This is a genomic window from Stenotrophomonas sp. ZAC14A_NAIMI4_1, from assembly GCF_003086915.1.
In the GTDB taxonomy this organism is placed as follows: Bacteria; Pseudomonadota; Gammaproteobacteria; order Xanthomonadales; family Xanthomonadaceae; genus Stenotrophomonas.
In genome coordinates, this window is the sequence record NZ_CP026002.1 from 4563033 (window position 1) to 4581787 (window position 18755).

An 18755-nucleotide genomic window follows, 5' to 3' on the forward strand; every position below is an offset into this window, starting at 1 on the left:
TCGAAGCTGCAAGGAAAAACGATGTTCCACCCTAACATAGCCGCCATTTGCGGCCGGCTGGATCCTGTGCGGGGATTTGCATGGGCTTCGCGGCTCGCGCATCCTCCCCGGCCGAGCCCTGCGAACCTGCCAATGAGCCACGAACTGATCTATCTGTTGCTGATATTCGCGCTGCTGGTGATTCCCCGCGCGCTGCAGCGCTTCAGCCTGCCGGCACCCCTGACCTGCCTGCTGTTCGGCATCATCGCCATGTTGTGGCTGGGCGAACGCTCCCACGACGCAGTGATCGGCCTGCTGGCCACGCTGGGCATTTCCTCGCTGTTCCTGTTTGCCGGGCTTGAGGTGGACTTGCGGGCACTGCGTCGCGGAATGTGGCCGCTGCTGGCGCATCTGGTGGTGCGCACGGGCACCCTGTTCGGCGTGGGCTGGCTGGCCTGGCATTACGCCGGCCTGCAGTGGCAGGCAGCCGGGTTGCTTGCGCTGGCGCTGCTTACGCCGTCCACCGGCTTCATCATGGATTCGTTGAACCGCCTTGGACTCAGCGAAGACGAGCGCTTCTGGGTCACCAGCAAGGCCATTGCTGGAGAGTTGCTGGCGCTGGCAGCGCTGTTCGTGGTGCTCCAGGCCGGCGATCCATGGCACATGGCCCTGTCCAGCAGTGCGCTGCTGGCGATGATGGTCTGCCTGCCGCTGGTCTTCATCGCGCTGGGCCGTTGGGTCGCGCCGCATGCACCGGGATCGGAGTTCTCTCTGCTGGTGATGGTGGGCATGGTGGCTGCGTACATCACCTATGTGCTGGGCGTGTACTACCTGGTGGGCGCCTTCATCGCAGGGCTGGTGGCGCGGCTGCTGCACCAGCGCATGCCGTTGCTGGCCTCGCATGAAAACCTGCATGCGCTGCGCCTGTTCGCCTCATTCTTCGTGCCGTTCTATTTCTTCAACGCAGGCACCAAGGTGCCCCGTGAGGCACTGAGCTTCGAAGCGCTGGGACTGGGCGTCGTGATCACCCTGGTGGTACTGCCGCTGCGTATTGCCGTGGTCTGGCTGCAGCGGCGGGTAATGTTCGGGGAAACCTTCCGCAGCAGCCTGCGTGTGTCGCTGGCATTGGCGCCCACGCTCATCTTCACTCTGGTGCTGGCAGCGATCATGCGTGATCGGTTCCAGATTCCGGGCGTGCTGTTCGGTGCGCTGCTGCTGTACGCGGCTCTGACCACGCTGTTGCCGTCGCTGGTGTTCCGCACGCCGTTCGATGTGGACCCGGTTGAGCAGGAGCCGGCGGGGGAGGGCGTCGATGCGCCGGTTGCTGCAACCGAGGCGGTGCCGGACGCGCCGCCGGAGGCGTCCCCGGCGCGGCTGGGCTGAAGTGAGCGGCAGGCTACGGTTTGCGCCTGCCCGGCATGGCCGTTAGGGTTGGGGCATGAATGTACGTGCCTCCCTGCTTTCCGTCGCCGCGCTGTGCAGCCTGGCCGCCTGTTCGCAGCAGACGCCAGCGATCAACCACGATCTGTCCACGGCCCCGGCCGATGCGTTCATGGCGGCCATCGCCGCCCACTGCGGCCAGGCCTTTGCGGGCAGGGTTGTCGAGGACACCCCGGCCCCGACCGGCGAGGATCCCTTCGCCGGCCAGCGCCTGGTGATGCACGTGCGCGGCTGCGCCGATCCGGGGCATGAGCTGCGCATCCCGTTCCATGTCGGCGATGACCATTCGCGGACCTGGATCATCACGCGTACCGAAAACGGCCTGAAGCTCAAGCACGACCACCGCCATGCCGATGGCAGCCCGGATGCGATCACCCTGTATGGCGGCGACAGCAAGCCGCCGGGCACCGCCGAGCGCCAGCAGTTTCCGGCCGATGGCGATTCGGTGGCGATGTTCCGCCGTGCCGGCATGCTGGCCTCGACCCACAACACCTGGGCGATGGAGGTCGAGCCGGACCAGCGGTTCGTCTATGAGCTGACCCGGCCGGAAGGACGCCGCTTCCGCGTCGAATTCGATCTCAGCAAGCCGGTTGCGCTGCCGCCGGCGCCGTGGGGCGACGAGGCCCCGCCGGCACCCTGACCGGCACGGGGTCGGATCCCTTGCGCAGGCAAGGGCTTCGACCCCATTCAAGTATCCAGCGCCCGGGTCAGAGCCCTGGCCTTCGGCCAGGGATCCGACCCATCCCTCACCGCGTGCCGAAGCGCGCCCGGCAGCCGTTGCTCACCCAGACCTGCCCGGCGTCGGATCCCTTGCGCAGGCAAGGGCTCTGACCCCATTCAAGTATCCAGCGCCCGGGTCAGAGCTCTGGCCTTCGGCCAGGGATCCGACCCATCCCTCACCGCGTGCCGAAGCGCGCCCGGCAGCCGTTGCTCACCCAGACCTGCCCGGGGTCGGATCCCTTGCGCAGGCAAGGGCTCTGACCCCATTCAAGTATCCAGTGCCCGGGTCAGAGCCCGGGCCTTCGGCCAGGGATCCGACCCATCCCTCACCGCGTGCCGAAGCGCGCCCGGCAGCCGTTGCTCACCCACACCTGCCCGCGCGAATAGCCCCAGCTGCGTCCTTCCTGGCAGGCACTGCCCGACAACTGCTGCTGCAGCACCGGGCGGCCCTGGCGTTCATCCCAGTCGCAGTTCTGGGTGCGATTGTTGTTGCTGCTGCAGGTGACGGAATAGTTGCTGTTGCCGCCGCCCCAGCCACCGCCGTGGCCGCCGCCCCAGCCGCCACGCGACTCGGCAAATTCGCCGCGGCAGCCGCGGTTGACCCAGATCGAGCCGTTGCGCATGCCCCAGGTCTGGCCTTCCACGCAGGACGAGCCGGAAATCTGCCGGACCAGCGACGCACCGCGCCAGTTGGTCGGGCAGGTGCGCTCGCGGTTGTCCTGGCTCTCGCAGCGGATGGTGCCGCCGCTGCCACCGCCCCAGTTGCCGCCATTGCCGCCGCCCCAGCCACCGCGGCCCTCCACGAACTCGGCGCGGCAGCCATTGGTGACCCAGATGCTGCCGTTGCGGCTGCCCCAGGTGCGGCCCTCCACGCAGGACGAGCCGGACAGCTGGCGCACCATCTGCGCATTGCGCCAGCCGGTGTTGCAGACCCGCTCGCGGTTGTTCTGGCTTTCGCAGCGGACGACGCCGTTCTGCGCAGCGGCGGGGGCGACGGGCAGGGCGAGGCCGGCAAGGCCGCCCACAGACAAGGTCAGGGCCAGGCTGGCCAGGGACAGCGGTTTCATGGCGAATCCCCATACGGTGTGTGGTGCGCGACTATAAGGACGGGCCGGATAAAGCCCGTGTGACTGTCCGCATTTGCCCCGGCCGGGGCCTCGGCCGCAGAATACGGGGCTTTCCGGCCCCCGTCGGGTGCCGGCGTTCTCCAGCGGAGCTTTCCCCCCATGCGTACCCACTTCTGCGGCCTGGTCGATGAGACCCTGATTGGCCAGACTGTCACCCTCGCCGGCTGGACCGACGTGGCCCGTAACCAGGGCGGCGTCTGCTTCATCGATCTTCGAGATCATGAAGGCATCGTGCAGGTGACGGTGGAGGTGGACAACGCCGAAGTGTTCGCCGTGGCCGCCTCGCTGGGCTATGAGGACGTGCTGCAGGTCGAAGGCGTGGTGCGCGCCCGCCACGCGGTGAACGACAAGATGGCCACCGGCAAGGTGGAAGTGATCGCCACGGCCATCACCGTGCTGAACAAGGCCGCCCCGCTGCCGTTCCACGCCCACGAGAACCCGGGCGAAGAAACCCGCCTGAAGTACCGCTACCTGGACCTGCGCCGCCCGGAAATGCAGCGCATGCAGCGCACCCGCATCAAGCTGGTGCAGGCCCTGCGCCGTCACCTGGACGAGCGCGGTTTCCAGGACATCGAAACCCCGATCCTGACCAAGGCCACCCCGGAAGGCGCCCGCGACTTCCTGGTGCCCGCGCGCATGCACCCGGGCGAGTTCTACGCCCTGCCGCAGAGCCCGCAGCTGTTCAAGCAGATCCTGATGGTGGCCGGCTTCGACCGCTACTACCAGATCGCGCGCTGCTTCCGCGACGAGGCCCTGCGTGCCGACCGCCAGCTGGAATTCACCCAGCTGGACATGGAATTCGCCTTCGTCCGCGAGCAGGACGTGCAGGACTTCGTCGAGTCGATGATCCGCGCCATCTTCAAGGAAGTGGTCGACGTCGAGCTGGCCGCCGCCTTCCCGCGCATGACCTGGGCCGAGGCGATGCGTCGCTACGGTTCGGACAAGCCGGACCTGCGCATCGCGCTGGAACTGGTGGACGTGGCCGAGCTGGTCAAGGACAGCGAATTCGCCGTGTTCACCGGCCCGGCCAATGACGCCGAAGGCCGCGTGGCCGCGCTGCGCATCCCGGGCGGCGCCTCCCTGTCGCGCAAGCAGATCGACGAATACGCCGCGCATGCCGCCAAGTACGGCGCCAAGGGCCTGGCCTACATCAAGATCGCCGAGAACGGCGAAGTCAGCTCGCCGATCCAGAAGTTCTTCAGCGAGGGATCCTTCGCCGCCCTGGTCGCCCACGTCGGCGCCGGCAACGGCGACATCGTGTTCTTCGGTGCCGGTGGCTACAACAAGGTGTCCGACTTCATGGGTGCCCTGCGCCTGAAGGCCGGCAAGGACTTCGGCCTGGTCGCCGACGGCTGGGCCCCGCTGTGGGTCACCGACTTCCCGATGTTCGAATGGGACGACGAAGACCAGCGCTACGTCGCCCTGCATCACCCCTTCACCGCGCCGGCCGTGGATGACATCGCCGATCTGCGCGCCAACGCCCGTACCGCCGTTTCGCGCGGCTACGACATGGTGCTCAACGGCAATGAAATCGGCGGCGGCTCGATCCGTATCCACCGCCCGGACATGCAGAGTGCGGTGTTCGAGCTGCTGGGCATCGGTGCCGAAGAGGCCCGTGCCAAGTTCGGCTTCCTGCTCGACGCACTGAACTACGGCGCACCGCCGCACGGCGGCATCGCCTTCGGCATCGACCGCATCGCCGCCCTGATGGCCGGCACCGAGTCGATCCGCGACGTCATCCCGTTCCCGAAGACCACCGGTGCGCAGGATCTGATGACCGATGCGCCGTCGCCGATCGTCGACACGCAGCTGGCCGAAGTGCACATCCAGGTTCGCCCCAAGACCAACTGATCAGGAGATCCAGGCAATGACCGAGTTTGCGTTTTCGCTGGAGTGGGAAAAGCTGGGCAATGAAGGCTCCGAGGCCAACCTGGTCACCGAGCGTGCACGTGTCTTCGGTGGTTGGCTGGTCCGCGTCGGTACCAACCCGGCGGCGATGGCCCTGACCTTCGTCGCCGACGGCGAAGGCCGTTGGGACGGTGAAGACTTCGGCGTCGAGGATTACGAGGACGACGAAGAGGAAGAGGAAGAGTTCGACGAGGACGAGGAAGAAGGCGAGGACGAGGACGAAGAGGAATACGAGGAAGAGGACGAGGAAGAAGAAGACGAAACCGAGTCGCCGGAACGGGCTTGACCCCGACCGTCGCCCTGGCGTCAACTCGACCCATGTATTCCATCCGCCGCGCCACCGTGGACGATGCGCCGACCCTGTCGGCGCTGGCTGCCCGCACGTTCACCGAGACCTTCGGCCATCTGTACCCGCCGCAGCACCTGCAGGATTTCCTCGAGGAGTCCTACACGGTGGAGCGGCAGCGCACCATCCTGGCCCACCCCGATTACGCGGTGTGGCTGCTGGAGCTGGACGGGGAGGCGGTCGGCCATGCCGCCGCCGGCCCCTGCGGGCTGCCGCACCCGGACGTGAAGCCGGGTGATGGCGAGCTCAAGCGCCTGTACCTCATCAAGACCCAGCAGAGCTGTGGCTGGGGCAGCCGCCTGCTGGAAACCGCACTGGCCTGGCTGGAACAGGACGGCCCGCGCACCCTGTGGCTGGGGGTGTGGTCGGAAAACTTCGGTGCCCAGCGTTTCTATGCCCGTTACGGCTTCGAGAAGGCCGGCGAGTACCTGTTCCCGGTTGGCGAAACCAACGACCTGGAATTCATCCTGCGCCGGGTACCGCGTCCGGCATGAGGCCGTTCACCGGCGCTTGCCGGTCGATTCTGTTCAATCACCGTACGTCCCGCCCCGCCGAACGCCAGGCTGCAACGCATGACTCCCCCCGTACTGCTTCTGCATGGCATCTGGAATGCCCGCGCCTGGGTCGGGCCATTGGCCTGGCGCCTGCGCGCGCGTGGTTTCCAGGTGCATGCCTTCGGTTACTCCTCGGTATTCGGTGGCCCCGATGTCGCCGTGCCGCAGCTGCTGGAGCGCCTGGCCGATGCCGGCCCGCTGTCGCTGGTCGGCCACAGCCTGGGCGGCCTGCTGGCGCTGGAGGCCCTGCGCCGCCAGCCGCAGCTGGATGTGCAGCGCGTGGTCTGCCTGGGGTCGCCGCTGCGTGGCAGTGGCACGGCGCGGTCGCTGTCCGAGCACGGCTGGGGCCTGGCCCTGGGCCGCAGCAGCGAACTGCTGCTCGATGGCCTGCCGGACTGGCAGGGCAGGGCGAAGGTCGGCCTGATCGCCGGCTCGGTGCCGCATGGCCTGGGCAGCCTGCTGGGCGCGCTGGATGACGTATCCGACGGCACCGTGGCCCTGGCCGAGACCCGCCTGCCGGGCCTGGCCGACCACTGCGTGGTGCGCACCAGCCACAGCGGCCTGGTGGTATCGCCTGATGCCGCACGGCAGACCGCGCACTTCCTGCGCCACGGCCAGTTCGACCACAGCCGCGACGCCGCCGCCGCGTAGGTTGGTAGGTGCGAACCGTTGGTTCGCACGCTCTTCGCCGGGCATGGCCCGGCGCTACCGCGCGGCAGGGCTCCCGGTAGCGCCGGGCCATGCCCGGCGGCATCTACCGCCCTAGACACGGTTGCGGCCGCCGATCAGGTAGAATCCGCGCCTTGATCCTGAAGCAGCCAGACGGTAACACCCATGGGAAGAGGTCCCTCGATCGAAAACCGCAAAAACGCGTCTGACGCGAAGCGCGGCAAGATTTTCACCAAGATCATCCGCGAGATCGGCGTTGCCGCGCGCGGCGGTGGAGGCGACCCCAACAACAACCCGCGTCTGCGTGTTGCCATGGACAAGGGCCTGAGCGTGAACATGTCCAAGGACGTGATCGAACGCGCCATCAAGAAGGCCACCGGTGAACTGGAAGGCGTCGATTACGAGGAAATCCGCTACGAGGGCTACGCCCCCGGCGGCGTGGCCGTCATCGTCGACTGCCTGACCGACAACCGCGTGCGCACCGTGGCCGATGTCCGCCACGCGTTCAGCAAGTGCGGCGGCAACATGGGCACCGAAGGCTCGGTCGCCTTCATGTTCAAGCGCCTGGGCGTGCTGCACTTCGCCGCCGGTGCCGATGAAGAAGCGATCACCGAAGCGGCCATCGAGGCCGGCGCCGACGACATCGTGGTCTACCCGGAAGACGGCGCGATCGACGTGGTCACCAGCCCGGAAGCGTTCAACGCGGTCAAGGATGCAATGGCTGCGGCCGGCCATGTCGCCGACCACGCCGAGATCACCTTCCGCGCGGACAACGACATCAAGGTCGAGGGCGATGTCGCCCTGCAGGTCAAGAAGCTGCTGGACATGCTGGAAGACCTGGACGACGTGCAGGACGTGTATTCCAACGCCGATCTCGGCGCCGACGCCTACGCCTGAGCCGTCTTTGACGGCCTGGGCGCGGGCCGTTGAACGGTCACCGCGGACAGTCATGAGCCCATTGCCCTGCCAGCGTTTCCCGTTCCATCCGGCCAGGAGTGCCACATGACCCGCATCCTCGGCATCGACCCCGGTTCCCAGCGGACCGGGGTCGGCATCATTGATGTCGACGCCGCCGGCAAGGTCAGCCACGTGCACCACCAGCCGCTGGTGCTGCTGGGCGCCGACGATTTCCCCCAGCGCATGAAGCTGCTGGTGCTGGGCCTGGCCGACCTGTGCCGGGAATACCAGCCGGACGAAGTGGCCATCGAAAAGGTCTTCATGGCCCGCAACCCCGATTCGGCGCTGAAGCTGGGCCAGGCCCGTGGCGCGGCGATCTCGGCGGTGGTGCTGCGCGACCTGCCGGTGCACGAATACGCCGCCAGCGAGATCAAGCTGGCCGTGGTCGGGCGCGGTGGCGCCGAAAAGCAACAGGTTCAACACATGGTCGGGCTCATGCTCAACCTGAAAACCAAGCTACAGGCCGACGCGGCCGACGCGTTGGCCGTGGCGATCACCCATGCCCACGTAAGGGCGACGGCCAACCGCCTGGGGCTCAGTGCCCGCCAGGCCTGGGGCCGCAAATGAGGAGCTGCACGCAATGATCGGTCGACTGCGCGGCATCGTCGCCTACAAGGCACCGCCGTGGCTGGTGGTGGATGTGAACGGGGTGGGCTACGAACTGGAGGCGCCGATGAGCACCTTCTACGACCTGCCCGAACTCGGCCGCGAGGTCACCCTGTACACCCATTACTCGCAGAAGGAAGACAGCGTCTCGCTGTACGGCTTCCTGCGCGAGGGTGAGCGCCGCCTGTTCCGCGATGTGCAGAAGGTCAGTGGCATCGGCGCGAAGATCGCGCTGGCCGTGCTGTCCGGCGTCACCGTCGAGGAGTTCGCGCGCATGGTGCAGGCCGGTGACATCACCGCGCTGACCCGCATCCCCGGCATCGGCAAGAAGACCGCCGAGCGCATGGTGCTGGAGCTGCGCGACCGCGCCGCCCAGTTCGGTGCCGGCGGCGCATTGCCGACCGGCAGCGGCCCGGCCCCGGCCGATCCGCTGTCCGACGCCACCGTGGCCCTGCAGCAGCTGGGCTACAAGCCGGCCGAAGCGGCGCGCATGGCCCGCGAAGCCTTCAATGAAGGCGACGAAGTGGCCACCGTCATCCGCAAGGCCCTGCAGTCGGCGCTGCGCTGAAGCGCGCCGCCTCCCACCCCACAACCGCCTGAGCTTCGCCAGGAGAGCCATGTCCAGCAGTCAAACCCCGCACGCAGCCGCCCCCGGCGGCCATGGTCACGCCCCCCCGGCTGGGGGAATGGCACTGATCATCGGTGCGATCGGCGTGGTCTTCGGCGATATCGGTACCAGCCCGCTGTACACCCTGAAGGAGGCGTTCTCGCCGCACTACGGGCTCAACAGCGACCACGACACCGTGCTCGGCGTGCTGTCACTGGCGTTCTGGGCGCTCAACATCGTGGTCACGCTGAAGTACGTGACCATCATCATGCGCGCCGACAATGACGGCGAGGGCGGCATCATGGCGCTGATGGCGCTGACCCAGCGCACCCTGCGCAACGGGTCACGCTCGGCGTACGTGGTCGGCATCCTCGGCATCTTCGGTGCCTCGCTGTTCTTCGGCGACGGCGTGATCACCCCGGCCATTTCCGTGCTGGGCGCGGTGGAAGGCCTGGAGGTGGCCGCCCCGGGCCTGCATGCCTTCATCGTGCCCATCACCGTGGTCGTGCTGATGGCCGTGTTCGCGGTCCAGCGCTTCGGCACCGAACGGATCGGCAAGCTGTTCGGGCCGATCACCACGATCTGGTTCCTCTCGCTGGCCGCCATCGGCATCTACAACATCGTCGATTCGCCGGAAGTGCTGAAGGCCTTCAACCCGTGGTGGGCCATCCGCTTCTTCATGGAACATGGTTGGCACGGCATCTTCATCCTCGGTGCGGTGGTGCTGGCGGTGACCGGCGGTGAAGCACTGTACGCCGACATGGGCCACTTCGGTGCCAAGCCGATCCGCCATGCCTGGTACTTCTTCGTGCTGCCGTGCCTGGTGCTGAACTACCTGGGGCAGGGCGCACTGGTGCTCAACCACCCCGAGGCGCTGAAGAACCCGTTCTTCGAAGCCGTGCCGGACTGGGCGCTGTACCCGATGATCATCCTGGCCACCATGGCCGCGGTGATCGCCTCGCAGTCGGTCATCACCGGCGCATTCTCGGTGTCCCGCCAGGCCATGCAGCTGGGCTACATCCCGCGCATGCGCATCAAGCACACCTCGCACGACACCATCGGCCAGATCTACATCCCCGGCATCAACTGGGGCATCGCCGTCATGGTCATTGGCCTGGTGCTGGCATTCCGCAGCTCGTCCAACCTGGCCGTGGCCTATGGCATCTCGGTGTCGGCCACCATGCTCATCGACACCCTGCTGCTGGCCCTGGTGGCCCGCTCGCTGTGGCCGAAGGCGCGCAACTGGATCCTGCCGCTGTGCGTGGTGTTCTTCATCATCGACCTGGGCTTCGTCATCGCCAACGGCGCCAAGCTGCTGCAGGGCGCGTGGTTCCCGGTGGTGCTGGGCATCTTCCTGTTCACCATGATGCGCACCTGGCGCCGTGGCCGCGAGCTGCTGCGCGATGAGATCCGCAAGGACGGCATCCGCATCGACACCTTCCTGCCGGGCCTGATGCTGGCGCCGCCGGTGCGCGTGCCGGGCACCGCGGTGTTCCTCACCGCCGACCCGACCGTGGCCCCGCATGCGCTGATGCACAACCTCAAGCACAACAAGGTGCTGCACGAGCGCAACGTGTTCCTGCACGTGGAAACCCTGCCCATCCCCTATGCGATGGAAGGGCAGCGGTTGAAGATCGAATCGGTGGGCGACGAGTTCTACCGGGTCTATGTGCGCTTCGGCTTCATGGAAACCCCGGACGTGCCGCTGGCGCTGATGCGCTCGTGCGACCACGGCGGCATCTACTTCGACCCGATGGACACCACGTTCTTCGCCAGCCGCGAGACCATCGTCGCCACCGCCAACCGCGGCATGCCGATCTGGCGCGACAAGCTGTTCGCGCTGATGCACAGGAATGCCGCCCCGGCCACCGGCTTCTTCCGCATCCCGGGCAACCGCCTCGTCGAACTGGGCGCGCAGGTGGAGATCTGACCGCGCGGGGTCGGATCCTTTTTCCGCGGGAAAAAGGCTCTGACCCCATGTTTCGCGCGTTCGGAAGTGGGGTCAGAGCCGTTTTCCGTTGGAAAACGGATCCGACCCCGTGCCGACCAACGGTCGGCACCCACCATCAGCAGCAGTTCCCAACAGCTCGCAGGAAACTGTCGAAGGCGGGGTGGGTCCGGTTGCGGGGGCGTGAGCCGCATGGATGCGGCGACCGAGCTTACATGGACGTACTTGCAGCGTCCCCCGCAACCGGACCCACCCCGCCATTCCCCAGTAAGCCCGCTTCGGCTGTTGCTCTGGATGTTGCCGTTGCCTCTGCGGGTGCCGGGCGCAGCCCGGCCGAAACCCGCACTTTTGCCGCATAATCACGGCATGACCGACGATCGCATCATCGGCGCCGGCGCCACCCGCGAGGATGACGCCGCCGACGCCAGCATCCGACCCAAGCGACTGGCCGATTACCTCGGCCAGGCGCCGGTGCGCGAGCAGATGGAAATCTACATCCAGGCCGCCAAGGGGCGTGGCGACGCGCTCGACCACGTGCTGATCTTCGGCCCGCCCGGCCTGGGCAAGACCACCCTCAGCCATGTCATCGCCAACGAACTGGGCGTGGCGCTGCGGGTGACCTCCGGCCCGGTGATCGAGAAGGCCGGCGACCTCGCCGCACTGCTGACCAACCTGCAGCCGCACGACGTGCTCTTCATCGACGAAATCCACCGCCTGTCGCCGGTCGTCGAGGAAGTGCTGTACCCGGCGATGGAAGATTTCCAGATCGACATCATGATCGGCGAGGGCCCCGCGGCCCGCTCGATCAAGATCGACCTGCCGCCGTTCACCCTGATCGGCGCCACCACCCGCGCCGGCCTGTTGACCGCGCCACTGCGCGACCGCTTCGGCATCGTCCAGCGCCTGGAGTTCTACAGCGTCGAGGAACTGACCCGCATCGTGCGCCGTTCGGCGGCCATCCTGGCCATCGACTGCACCGCCGACGGGGCGGGGGAGATCGCCCGCCGCGCGCGTGGTACCCCGCGTATCGCCAACCGCCTGCTGCGCCGCGTGCGCGATTACGCCCAGGTCAAGGCCGGCGGCCATATCGACGAAGCCGTCGCCCAGGCCGCCATGAAGATGCTCAAGGTCGACCCGGAAGGCTTCGACGAGCTTGACCGGCGCCTGCTGAAGACCATGGTCGACTACTTCGACGGTGGCCCGGTGGGCATCGAATCGCTCGCTGCGGCCCTGTCCGAGGAGCGCGGCACGCTGGAAGACGTGGTTGAACCCTACCTGATCCAGCAGGGCTTCCTGGTGCGCACCGCGCGTGGCCGCATGGCCACCCACAAGGCCTACCGGCACATGGGCCTGAAGCCCAAGAACCCGCCGCAGGACCTGTTTGCGGAGGTTCCCGATGTCGGTTGAGCCCCGATTCAGTTGGCCGACACGCATTTACTGGGAAGATACGGACGCTGGCGGGGTGGTCTACCACGCCCGCTACGTGGCCTTCATGGAACGGGCCCGGACCGAATGGATGCGCGCGCTGGGCTACGGCCAGGAGCGCATGCGCAGCGAGCACGGCATGGTGTTCGCGGTGCGTTCGATGCAGATGGACTTCATCAAGCCGGCCCGGCTGGATGACGCCCTGCAGGTGAGCGCCACCCTGGTCCAGCTGAAGAAGGCCAGCATGGTCTTCGACCAGCGGGTCGAGCGCGACGGCGAACTGCTGCTGTCGGCCCAGGTCCGCATCGCCGCACTGGACGCGGCCAGTTTCCGCCCGCGTGGCATGGACGAACCCGTCCTTGCCGCGCTGCAACCCTACCTCCACCCCGAATCCGAACTTTGAGGAACAACGGATGATCGCAACGCTCCTGGCCCTGCAGGCCACGGTCACCGAGGCACTGCCGGCCGATGTCAGCAATGCCGCGACCCAGACCCTTGCCCAGGCCACCACCGGCGGCGGCATCAACTACCTCGAACTGATGGCCAAGGCCAGCCTGCCGGTGAAGCTCATCGTGCTGCTGCTGCTGGTCGGCTCGTTCGTCAGCTGGGTGATCATTTTCCGCAAGGCCCGCGTCTTCAAGCAGGCCACCCGTGAAGCGGACGAGTTCGAGAACCGCTTCTGGTCCGGCGCCGACCTGGGCAAGCTGTACAGCTCGGCCACCGACCGCAGCCGCAATGTCGGCGGCCTGGAAGCCATCTTCGAAGCCGGCTTCCGCGAATACAGCCGCCTGCGCGACAAGCGCCGCCTGGATGGCCGCGCGCAGCTGGAAGGTGCCCAGCGCGCCATGCGCACCACCTACACCCGCGAAGTGGACCAGCTCGAGCGCAACCTCGAACTGCTGGCCAACATCGGCTCCACCGCCCCGTACGTAGGCCTGGTCGGCACCGTGTTCGGCATCATGGTCACCATGCACGACATGATCAGCAGCGGCGCCCAGGCCGGTATCGCCGCCGTCGCGCCGGGCATTTCCGAAGCGCTGTTCGCTACCGCCATCGGCCTGTTCGTGGCCATCCCGGCGGTGTGGGCCTACAACCGCTTCACCACCCGCGTGGAGCGCATGTCGGTGCGGTTCGAGACCTTCGCCGAAGAGTTCAGCTCGATCCTGCAGCGCCAGAGCGCTGGCGACGAGTAAGCGACTGACCCGGGAGTCCAAGCCATGTCCGCTGCCATCGGTCGCCGCAAGCGCCGCAAGCTGAAATCGGAAATCAACGTCGTTCCCTACATCGACGTCATGCTGGTGCTGTTGATCATCTTCATGGTCACCGCGCCGCTGCTTACCCTGAGCTTCGATGTCGACCTGCCGCAGTCCAACGCCAAGGCGCTGGAAAGCAAGCAGGACCCGGTGATCGTGTCGGTGCGCGAGGACGGCCAGCTGAGCCTGAAGCTGCCCGACGCCAAGGAGCCGGTCGCGGTCAGCGCCGAGGAACTGGAAGGCCGCCTGGCCGGCATCGCCGCACAGGACAAGGGCGTGCGCGTGATCGTCGCCGCCGACCGTGCCGTGGCCTATGAAAAGGTCATCGCGGCGATGGATGTCATCAAGCGCGCCAAAGTCGACAAGGTAGGCCTGGCCACCGATGCACGCTGACACCCTGCCACCGCCGCACAAGCAGGAACCGGGCTGGGGCCTGCCCCTGGGCCTGGCCGTGCTGGTGCACCTGCTGGTCGCGCTGGTCTTCATCGTGGCCTGGCTGTGGTCGCCGGAACGCAACACCGAAGCCGCCGCCGGCGATCCGTCGGTCGAGGCCAGCCTGGCGCTGTCCTCCGCCGAGGCCGCCGCCGCGCGCCAGGCCCTGCGCCAGTCGGAAAAGCTGGAAGACCTGCCGCAGCCGGTGCCCGAGCCGGTACCGGTCGCCGTGCCCGAAGACACCATCCCGCCGCCGCAGCCGATCGAGGCGCCGCGCCCGCAGGACGCGCCCACGCCGCAGCAGCAACAGGCGCAGGAGCGCGTGGCCCAGCCGGACACCAAGGACCAGGACGCCGCCAATGCCCTGGCCATCTCGCAGGAGAAGGCCAAGCAGGAGCAGGAGGCCAAGCGCCGCCAGGAACAGATCGACCTGACCGAACGCAAGCGCCAGGAAGAAGCCGAGCAGAAGGCACGCCTGGCCAAGCAGCAGGAAGAAGACGCCAAGAAGAAGATCGCCGACCAGCAGAAGGTGGCGGCCGACAAGGCCGAGGCCGAGCGGCAGAAGAAGATCGCCGACATCCGCGCCAAGCGCGAGCAGGCTGAAAAGGAAGCCAAGCTGGCCGAGCAGAAGCTGCGCCAGGTGGCCGCCGCCCGCAACGCCGCAGGCGCGGCCCCGGCCGGCAGCACCAGTGCGGCGCAGCCGGCCGCCGGTGGTGGCGGCACCAGTGACGATCTTTCGGCCAAGTACGCTGCCGCCATCCAGGCCAAGGTGCTGGCATCGTGGAGCCGTCCGGACAGCGTGCCGCTGGGCCAGAAGTGCCAGATCACCATCAACCAGCTGCCCGGTGGCACGGTGCGCAGCGCGACGGTCAGCGGTAGCTGCCCCTACGACGAGGCTGGCAAGCGCTCGATCGAAGCGGCCGTGCTGAACGCCCAGCCGCTGCCGTACCGTGGCTTCGAGTCGGTCTTCGCCCGCACCATCAACTTCACCTTTACCGCCCAGGATCGCTGAGGCCGGTATCCGGGTGGCTCCGGTGGGGCTGCCCGGCTGACGTTCGCCATGAAGTTAACGGGGTGTGAGAGGCGGGGCGTGTACTGACCCGGAATTCACGTACCCTTGGTTCATGATTGCGAAGCGGTTCACCCCCGTTTTGTTATCCATCTGTCCGGTTTCCCCTTTATTGAGCGCTCCATGAAGAAGATGCCTCGCTGGCTTGCCGTGTTTGCGGCCCTCTTGCTGCCTTTCGCTGCCTTCGCGCAGCAGAAGGGGCTGGATATCGACATCATCGGCGGCAATGCCTCCGCACTGCCGATCACTGTCGTGCCCATGCCCTACCAGGGTTCGGCCGGCGCCCCGCAGACCGATGTGGCCGGTGTCGTCCGCGCCGACCTGGAGCGTTCGGGCCAGTTCCGCACGCTGCCCGAAGCACAGATCGTGGAAAAGCCGACCCGTGGCGGCGAGATCCAGTTCCCGACCTGGCGCGCGCTGAAGCAGAACTACATCGTGGTCGGCCGTGTCATGGACGCCGGTGCCGGCGCCTACCGCGTCGAGTACGAACTGTTCGACGTGCCCAAGGGCGAGCGCCTGCTCGGCCTGGCCATGACCGCGCGCGGCAACGCCATGCGTGATGTGGCCCACCAGATGGCCGATGCCATCTACGAGAAGATCACCGGCGTGCGCGGTGCCTTCTGGACCCGCATCGCCTACGTCACCGCCAGCGGCAAGGGCGATGCCATGCGCTACGCGCTGATGGTCGCCGATTCGGATGGCTACAACCCGCAGACCATCGTCCGCTCGGCCGAGCCGCTGCTGTCGCCGTCGTGGAGCCCGGATGGCGGCAAGCTGGCCTACGTCAGCTTCGAGCGTGGCAACTCGGCCATCTACATCCAGAACATCTCCACCGGCGCCCGTGAGCTGGTCACCAGCTTCCGCGGCATCAACAGCGCCCCGGCCTTCTCGCCGGACGGCCGCAAGCTGGCCCTGACCCTGTCGCGTTCGGGCAACCCGGAAATCTACGTGATGGACCTGGGCAGCAAGCAGCTGACCCAGCTGACCAACCACTTCGCCATCGATACCGAGCCGACCTGGGCCCCGGACGGCAGCGCGGTGTACTTCACCTCCGACCGCGGCGGCCGTCCGCAGGTCTACAAGGTGGGCGCCGGCGGCGGCAGTGCCGAGCGCGTGACCTTCCAGGGCAACTACAACGCCAAGCCCTCGGTGTCCTACGACGGCAAGAAGATCGCCGTGGCACAGGGCTCGGGCAACAGCTACAAGATCGCGGTGATGGACAGCTCGCTGGGCTCCGCGCGCTGGAACACCCTGTCGGTGGGCTCGCTGGACGAGTCGCCGAGTTTCGCCCCGAACGCGAGCATGGTGCTGTACGCCGCGCGCGAAGGTGGCCGTGGCGTGCTGTATGCCGTCTCGGCGGATGGGCGTGTCCGCCAGCGCCTGGTGCTGGCCGATGGTGATGTGCGCGAACCGGCTTGGTCGCCATACCGTACCCAGCGCTAAAAGAGTGTTAATATTTTCGCTGTATTGACCCCTCATCGGCCTAGGAGCCACAAAGGTATTGCCATGAACAAGTCCACCCGCGTACTGCTTGTTTCCCTGCTGTCTGTGGCCGTCCTGGCCGGTTGCTCCAAGAAGGTGAAGGAAGAGCCGGCAGCCCCGGTTGACACCGGCACCTCGACCACCGCTCCGACCGGCCCGGCCACCTCCGGCCTGTACGGCCCGGGCGACCTGGACACCGACGCCTGCCTGCGCCAGCGCGTTGTCTACTTCGACCTGGACAAGGAAGACGTGAAGCCGGAATTCCAGGCGATCATGGCTTGCCACGCCAAGTACCTGCGTGACCGTCCGTCCTCGCGCATCACCCTGCAGGGCCACACCGACGAGCGCGGTTCGCGCGCGTACAACCAGGCCCTGGGCGAGCGTCGTGGCAACGGCGTCAACTCGGCCCTGCAGGCCAACGGTGGCTCGGCTTCGCAGCTGACCGTCGTGTCCTACGGTGAAGAGCGTCCGGTCTGCACCGAGTCGAACGAGTCCTGCTGGTCGCAGAACCGTCGCGTCGAAATCGTCTACACCGCGCAGTAATCCATGCGCATTGGCATCAAACTGATGCTGGTCGTTGCGGCAGCCCTCGTGGCTGCCGCACCGGCGCACGCACAGCGGCAGAGCCTGGCCGACCGTGTCGGTTCCCTCGAGCAGCAGATGTACAACAACAGTGCCAACCAGGACCTGTTGAACCAGATCAACCAGCTGCGCCAGCAGGTCACCAGCCTGCAGTCGACCCTCGAGCAGATCCAGCATGAAAACGCCCAGCTCAAGCAGTCCTCCCAGGACCAGTACCTGGATCTGGACGGCCGCCTGAACCGGTTGGAAGGGGGCAATGCAGCGCCCGCCCTGCCGCCCGTTCCGGCAACCTCGTCGAAGGCCCCCGCGGCCCCGGCGCAGCCCACTGCAGCGGCCACTTCCGAGCGGCCGCCTTCGGTGCATGGCGACCCGGGCAGCCTGGCGGCCACCGGTGACGAACGCACCTCGTACAACGTCGCCTTCGATGCGCTGAAGGCCGGCAAGTACGATGATTCGGCGCAGCTGTTCCTGAGCTTCCTGGAGCTGTACCCGAACGGCGTCTACACCCCCAACGCGCTGTACTGGCTGGGTGAGAGCTACTACGCCACCCGCAATTTCCCGATGGCCGAGACCCAGTTCCGCGAACTGCTCTCGCGTTATCCCACCCACGACAAGGCCCCCGGTGGCCTGCTCAAGGTTGGCCTCTCGCTGTATGGCGAAGGCAAGGTCGACCAGGCCCAGCAGACCCTGGAAACCGTCGTGGCGCAGTACCCGGGCTCGGACGCCGCGCGCACCGCGCAGGACCGCCTGCAGTCCATCCGCCTGGGCAAGCAGATCCGCTGATCCGCCTGCCGGGCGTACAATGCGTAACCTGTAGAGCCGAGCCCATGCTCGGCTGCTTTCGTTTCCGGCGCCTGCTGATCCGGCCGCCCGCCCCATGAAGAAGTGCCCGCCATGACCGCCGTTTCCCCGTCCGCCGCCGTCGCTACCCCCAGCGAGATCGTGCAGTCGCCGCTGCCCCGGCTGAAGATCACCGAGATCTTCACCTCGCTGCAGGGCGAGGCCGACACTGCCGGCTGGCCGACCGTGTTCGTGCGCCTGACCGGCTGCCCGCTGCGCTGCAACTACTGCGACACGGCCTACGCCTTCCACGGCGGCACCTGGTGGGATATCGACGACATCGTGGCCGAGGTGCTGGCCCAGGGCGTGCGCCATGTCTGCGTGACCGGCGGCGAGCCGCTGGCGCAGAAGCGCTGCCTGGTGCTGCTGCAGAAGCTGTGCGATGCCGGCATGGACGTCTCGCTGGAAACTTCCGGCGCGCTGGACGTCAGCGCGGTCGACCCGCGCGTGTCGCGCGTGGTCGACATCAAGACCCCGGGGTCGGCCGAAGCCGCGCGCAACCGCCTGGAAAACCTGCCCCTGCTGACCGCCCGCGACCAGATCAAGTTTGTCATCTGCAGCCGCGAGGATTACGACTGGGCCAAGGGCATGCTGGCCGAGCACGACCTGGTGAAGCGCTGCACCGTGTTCTTCTCGCCCAGCAAGGGCGAGATCACCGCGCGCCAGCTGGCCGACTGGATCGTCGAAGACCGGCTGCCGGTGCGCTTCCAGATGCAGCTGCACAAGATTCTGTGGAACGACGAGCCGGGCCGATGAGCCCGGACGTGGTGCCCTGATGTAGTTCCGGCGCGGGACAGCGTGCTGGCTTTCC

Annotated in this window: 20 protein-coding genes; 19 read left to right on the top strand and 1 reads right to left on the bottom strand. The window is 67.2% G+C overall.

The genetic code is table 11. The features are described from left to right. Positions 1-132 precede the first annotated feature (132 nt). Both C1926_RS20805 and C1926_RS20810 read left to right on the top strand, forming a co-directional pair. On the top strand, positions 133-1362 hold the full coding sequence (locus C1926_RS20805; protein WP_108760519.1) for a cation:proton antiporter: 1230 nt from the start codon (positions 133-135) through the stop codon (positions 1360-1362). A 55-nt stretch (positions 1363-1417) separates the two neighbouring features. Then, positions 1418-2059 (top strand): hypothetical protein, encoded by a 642-nt coding sequence (locus tag C1926_RS20810; RefSeq protein WP_108760520.1) that lies wholly within the window; start codon positions 1418-1420, stop codon positions 2057-2059. Between the two features lie 406 nt (positions 2060-2465). Here C1926_RS20810 and C1926_RS20815 read toward each other — a convergent pair whose 3' ends face one another. Then, on the bottom strand, positions 2466-3206 hold the full coding sequence (locus C1926_RS20815; protein WP_079222906.1) for a DUF3011 domain-containing protein: 741 nt from the start codon (positions 3204-3206) through the stop codon (positions 2466-2468). 159 nt (positions 3207-3365) lie between these two features. On the opposite strand from C1926_RS20815, the gene aspS reads away from it, so the two are divergent. The 17 genes from aspS to queE all read left to right on the top strand — a co-directional run bounded on the left by aspS (position 3366) and on the right by queE (position 18700). Then, positions 3366-5117: an aspartate--tRNA ligase gene (gene aspS, locus C1926_RS20820; protein WP_108760521.1), complete on the top strand. Its 1752-nt coding sequence runs from the start codon at positions 3366-3368 to the stop codon at positions 5115-5117. 16 nt (positions 5118-5133) lie between these two features. Further along, positions 5134-5460 carry a DNA primase gene (locus C1926_RS20825; RefSeq protein WP_108760522.1) on the top strand — a complete coding sequence of 109 codons (327 nt, stop codon included), beginning with the start codon at positions 5134-5136 and terminating at the stop codon, positions 5458-5460. 32 nt (positions 5461-5492) lie between these two features. Continuing rightward, entirely contained in the window at positions 5493-6014 is a 522-nt protein-coding gene (locus C1926_RS20830) for a GNAT family N-acetyltransferase (RefSeq protein WP_079222903.1), read from the top strand. A 78-nt stretch (positions 6015-6092) separates the two neighbouring features. Further along, positions 6093-6725: a cobalamin adenosyltransferase gene (locus tag C1926_RS20835; protein WP_108760523.1), complete on the top strand. Its 633-nt coding sequence runs from the start codon at positions 6093-6095 to the stop codon at positions 6723-6725. 183 nt (positions 6726-6908) lie between these two features. Next, positions 6909-7640, top strand: coding sequence for a YebC/PmpR family DNA-binding transcriptional regulator (locus C1926_RS20840; RefSeq protein WP_108760524.1), 732 nt, complete (start codon positions 6909-6911; stop codon positions 7638-7640). 105 nt (positions 7641-7745) lie between these two features. After that, positions 7746-8267, top strand: a complete 522-nt coding sequence (gene ruvC / locus C1926_RS20845) for a crossover junction endodeoxyribonuclease RuvC (protein ID WP_079222900.1) — start codon at positions 7746-7748, stop codon at positions 8265-8267. Between the two features lie 13 nt (positions 8268-8280). Next, complete coding sequence (ruvA, locus tag C1926_RS20850; RefSeq protein WP_006386266.1) at positions 8281-8874, top strand: Holliday junction branch migration protein RuvA; 594 nt, start codon at positions 8281-8283, stop codon at positions 8872-8874. Positions 8875-8992: 118 nt separating this feature from the next. Beyond that, positions 8993-10843 (top strand): potassium transporter Kup, encoded by a 1851-nt coding sequence (locus C1926_RS20855; protein WP_174208693.1) that lies wholly within the window; start codon positions 8993-8995, stop codon positions 10841-10843. 384 nt (positions 10844-11227) lie between these two features. After that, positions 11228-12268 carry a Holliday junction branch migration DNA helicase RuvB gene (ruvB, locus tag C1926_RS20860; protein WP_108760525.1) on the top strand — a complete coding sequence of 347 codons (1041 nt, stop codon included), beginning with the start codon at positions 11228-11230 and terminating at the stop codon, positions 12266-12268. Further along, positions 12258-12689, top strand: coding sequence for a tol-pal system-associated acyl-CoA thioesterase (gene ybgC, locus C1926_RS20865; protein WP_079222897.1), 432 nt, complete (start codon positions 12258-12260; stop codon positions 12687-12689). Before ruvB ends, ybgC begins: the two co-directional genes overlap by 11 nt. 10 nt (positions 12690-12699) lie before the next feature. After that, the gene (gene tolQ / locus C1926_RS20870; RefSeq protein ID WP_108760526.1) at positions 12700-13479 is read left to right on the top strand and encodes a protein TolQ; all 780 of its coding nucleotides are present in this window, start codon (positions 12700-12702) and stop codon (positions 13477-13479) included. Between the two features lie 24 nt (positions 13480-13503). Then, complete coding sequence (gene tolR / locus C1926_RS20875; RefSeq protein ID WP_079222895.1) at positions 13504-13932, top strand: protein TolR; 429 nt, start codon at positions 13504-13506, stop codon at positions 13930-13932. Beyond that, positions 13922-14983 (top strand): cell envelope integrity protein TolA, encoded by a 1062-nt coding sequence (gene tolA, locus C1926_RS20880; protein WP_108760527.1) that lies wholly within the window; start codon positions 13922-13924, stop codon positions 14981-14983. The genes tolR and tolA overlap by 11 nt, the downstream gene beginning before the upstream one ends. A 180-nt stretch (positions 14984-15163) precedes the next feature. Further along, positions 15164-16483 carry a Tol-Pal system beta propeller repeat protein TolB gene (gene tolB / locus C1926_RS20885; protein ID WP_079222893.1) on the top strand — a complete coding sequence of 440 codons (1320 nt, stop codon included), beginning with the start codon at positions 15164-15166 and terminating at the stop codon, positions 16481-16483. Positions 16484-16546: 63 nt separating this feature from the next. Then, complete coding sequence (gene pal, locus C1926_RS20890) at positions 16547-17065, top strand: peptidoglycan-associated lipoprotein Pal (protein WP_108760528.1); 519 nt, start codon at positions 16547-16549, stop codon at positions 17063-17065. A 3-nt stretch (positions 17066-17068) separates the two neighbouring features. Further along, positions 17069-17887, top strand: a complete 819-nt coding sequence (ybgF, locus tag C1926_RS20895) for a tol-pal system protein YbgF (RefSeq protein ID WP_108760529.1) — start codon at positions 17069-17071, stop codon at positions 17885-17887. Positions 17888-17998: 111 nt separating this feature from the next. After that, positions 17999-18700, top strand: coding sequence for a 7-carboxy-7-deazaguanine synthase QueE (gene queE, locus C1926_RS20900; RefSeq protein ID WP_108760530.1), 702 nt, complete (start codon positions 17999-18001; stop codon positions 18698-18700). Positions 18701-18755 lie beyond the last annotated feature (55 nt).